At 66.6% G+C, this 3,490-nt stretch carries 3 protein-coding genes; all 3 read right to left on the reverse strand.

The window, feature by feature from the left end; genetic code table 11:
• Nucleotides 1–103: 103 nt before the first annotated feature.
• Nucleotides 104–2,497 carry a TonB-dependent receptor gene (locus AX681_RS12130; RefSeq protein ID WP_066660356.1) on the reverse strand — a complete coding sequence of 798 codons (2,394 nt, stop codon included), beginning with the start codon at nucleotides 2,495–2,497 and terminating at the stop codon, nucleotides 104–106.
• 152 nt (nucleotides 2,498–2,649) lie between these two features.
• Nucleotides 2,650–3,180 (reverse strand): DOMON-like domain-containing protein, encoded by a 531-nt coding sequence (locus tag AX681_RS12135; RefSeq protein WP_066660353.1) that lies wholly within the window; start codon nucleotides 3,178–3,180, stop codon nucleotides 2,650–2,652.
• Between the two features lie 50 nt (nucleotides 3,181–3,230).
• Nucleotides 3,231–3,490 (reverse strand): tetratricopeptide repeat protein (locus AX681_RS12140; RefSeq protein WP_156456089.1); only part of this gene is annotated, 260 nt, incomplete at its 5' end.

The following is a 3,490-nucleotide window of genomic DNA, read 5'->3' on the forward strand; positions in this document are numbered from 1 at the left end:
CGCACGGTGGACCCCGGCACGGAGGCCGGGGTGACGATATGGTAGCGTGCGGCCCTGTCGCGTCAGACCGCGGGGAAGCCCAGGCGGGCCTCCCCTTGGTCGATCAGAACGAAGCCGCCACCTGCACATACCAGCTGCGCGGGCGGGCAAAGATCCGCTCGGCGTAACCCAGCGTCGCCAGCGACGCGTTGCCCTGGATCAGATATTGCTCGTTCAGCACGTTGTTGACGCCGCCGCTCACCTCGATCCCGTTGCCGAGCTTCAGCGTCGCCGACACGTTGCCGACGAAATAGCCATTCTCCTCGATCAGCGGGATGCTGCCGGTGATGAAGGTGATCTTGGACTGGTAGCTGCCATCGACGCGCGGCGTCAGCGTCATGTCGCCGCCCAGCGGGATCGCATAGCTGATGCCGAAATTGGCCTGCATGTCCGGGGTGAACGGCAAGTCATCATTCGGCGTCACCGTCGCGGTCGCGCCCGGCACCGGCGTCACGCTCTTGATCTTGTCGTCGAGGATGCTGATGCCACCGTCAAAGGTCAGGCCCCAGCTGGTGCGCAGGCTCGCTTCGGCCTCCAGCCCGCGAATGCGCGCCTCGCCTGCGTTGAACAGCAGCGGCACCACGCCCTGGCGGAAGATCAGCTGAATATCCTGATACTCCGCCTGGAACGCGGCAAGGTTCAGGCGCAGTCGCCCGATATTGGTCTTCGCCCCGACCTCGTAACTGGTGACGTTCTCCTCCGCGAACGGCACCGGCAGATTGCCCGCCGGCGCGGCGTTATAGCGCGTGTTGTAGCCGCCCGACTTGAAGCTCTTGGCATAGGAGGCATAGGTGCTGATCGCATCGTTCCAGCGATACTGGATGCTCGCAGAGCCGGTCAGCGCGGCGAAATCCTGCTTGAACGGGCGGTTGAAGATGAACAGCGGCCCGCCCTGGCTGGTCGCCAGCGTCGGCAACGGGTTGGGATCGGGCTGGGTCGCCGGGAACAGGTTCAGCACCGTCCCGCGATAATGTTTGCGGTCGCTGGTGTAGCGCAGACCACCGCTGATCTCGAGCGCGTCGGTCACGTTCCACGCCAGCTCGCCGAATACCGCGACTGAATCGGTCTTGAGCCGCGAGACCTGAAGGTCGCGCGATCCCGGCCCGCCAGCGAGCAGCGACCCGATCACCGGCGGCGAGGGCGGGAAGGCGAGCGGCACGGTCGCGCGCTCGTCGGTGACTTCGTTGAAATAATAGCCGCCGATGATCGCGTTGACCGACCCGAAGTCGAGCTGCAGCTGGACTTCCTGACTGAACTGCGCCGACTGCGCTGCGACATCGGTTGTGATCAGCAGCAGCGGCGTGTTGTCGCCGTCGCGGATACCGCGCGATTCGGTCTCGCGATACGATGTGATCAGCTTGACCGACGCGACATCGGTCAGGCGGATATTGGCGGTCGCGCCGATCCCCCACACTTCCGAATTGCTCTCGACCGGCGCAGTACCGCCATTCACGAACGGCCCGCGCGCCTGCAGGTCATTGGCGCAGCGAATGTCGTTGATCATCGGCACATTGGGTGCGCCGAAACGCGGATCGCCCGCCACCAGCGGCGCGAACGGGATCGTCGCGCCGGGGCAGCCCGCAGCAACGCTGGCGATCGCCGCGACCGGCGCCTGTTCGTTGATCCCGGCAAAGGTGAACGGCGCGCCATTCTCGTCCTGCTTGCTGTAATCGGCGCGCAGGAACAGGTCGAAGTCGCTCGACGGCTCCCACAGCAATGACGCGGCGAGCGAGAAGCGGTTCTCATTGCCCAGATCCAGCCCGTCGACGACCCGGATCACATAGCCATCGCGCTTGCGAAAGCCCCCCGACACGCGCGCCGCCGCGGTCTCGCCCAGCGGCACGTTGACGACGCCGAAGCCTTCGATCAGATTCTCGCTGCCGCCACGCACGCGCGCCCGGCCGCTGAATTCGCCCAGCTTGGGCTGCTGCGTGCGGACGAGGATCGCGCCGCCGATCGTATTGCGCCCGAACAGCGTCCCCTGCGGCCCGCGCAGCACTTCGACGCCCGCGATATCGCCGAAATCGATCGCCCCGCCCACGGCACGACCGAGATAGACTTCATCGAGATAGACGCCGACGCCCGGATCGACCGCCGCAGTCGGATCGACCTGACCCACGCCGCGGATGAAGACCACCGACGATGCGCTGTTGCCCGACAGCTGGCCGGCGGGCTTGAACTGCAGGCTTGGCGTGATCCGCTCCAGATCCTGCGTCTGGGTGATCTGGCGCTCCTGCAGCGTCTCGGCGCTGAATGCGGAGATCGCGACCGGCGTATCCTGCAGGCTCTCCTCGCGCCGCCGCGCGGTGACGAGGATTTCGCCCTCCGCCGCCGGAGTTGCCTGTTCGCCGCTGTCCTGCGCCAGTGCCGGCGCGGCTGCGGTAAAGCTCAGAAATGCCGCAATCGCGGCGATGCTGGATGCTGCACAACCCTGTGCGCGCGAAGTCCCTCGGCCCATCGTCACACTCCCCTGTCACCCGCGATTCTTGGCGATCGTCGGTGCGATATTACTCACATCTGAAATTGTTCATGTCAATAACAGTTATGCGACGAAACTATTCGGGCGGCAGACAGATGGTTTGTTTTTTCAACGATCCGTCGTCGTCACGATTATGCTTTGGCGGGCAGCTCCAGCACGAACCCATCCGGATGGTGAAAGTCCGGCTTCTCCCCCGCATGCGCCAGCGCCCAATAGGATTTGGTGCCATCAACCTCCTCGATCACCGCGGACAGCCCCAAATTGACCGGCCCGGGGGGCAGCGCATCCAGCGCCAGCCGCGCGGTCAGGAGCAGCGCATCGTCGGCGATCGTGGTCGCAATCGCCGGATCAGCACGCAGGTCCAGCGGCGCCATGCCCGCGCGATAGCCATCGAAGCGATAGGCCGCCCAGGCACCGCTCGGCGCCAAATTGAACTCGACATAGCCCGCCGCCCCGGCCGGCGCCGCGAACAACTCGACACAAGTTCGCTGCCACAGGCCGTCGGTGCGCACTGCCGGGGCGGGGGCAGGCATGGCGACGCTGGTGGCGGGCGCGATCCGCCAGACCAGCGACACGATGCCTGCATCCAGCGCAAGCGAAACATGGACCTGATCGACGCGGCGCGCCGGCGTGTCGGGATGGCAGCGAAGGGCATGATGCATGCCCCGCTTATCCTGCGGCGGCGCGCCCGGCGCAAACCAAAGAATGGGGGCTATCGCGGCCCGGCGCCCCGGATCGCCGCCGCCCGCGCGCGCAGCGCTGCCGCCGCCTCGACCTGCCCGCGGCGCTCCAGATTGGCCGCCAGATTGGCATAGGCGCGCGCCAGGTCTGGATGCCCCGGCGGCAGGGTCGCCGCCCGCACCGCCAGTGCTTGGCGCAGCAATGCCTCCGCCGCCGCACCCCGCCCCTGCTGGTCGAGATTATAAGCCAGGTCGTTGAGCGCAGCGACGATCGCGCCCGCCTCGCCCGCGG

Origin of the sequence: Sphingomonas sp. CCH9-E2, assembly GCF_001557215.1 — a bacterium.
Lineage (GTDB): Bacteria > Pseudomonadota > Alphaproteobacteria > Sphingomonadales > Sphingomonadaceae > Sphingomonas.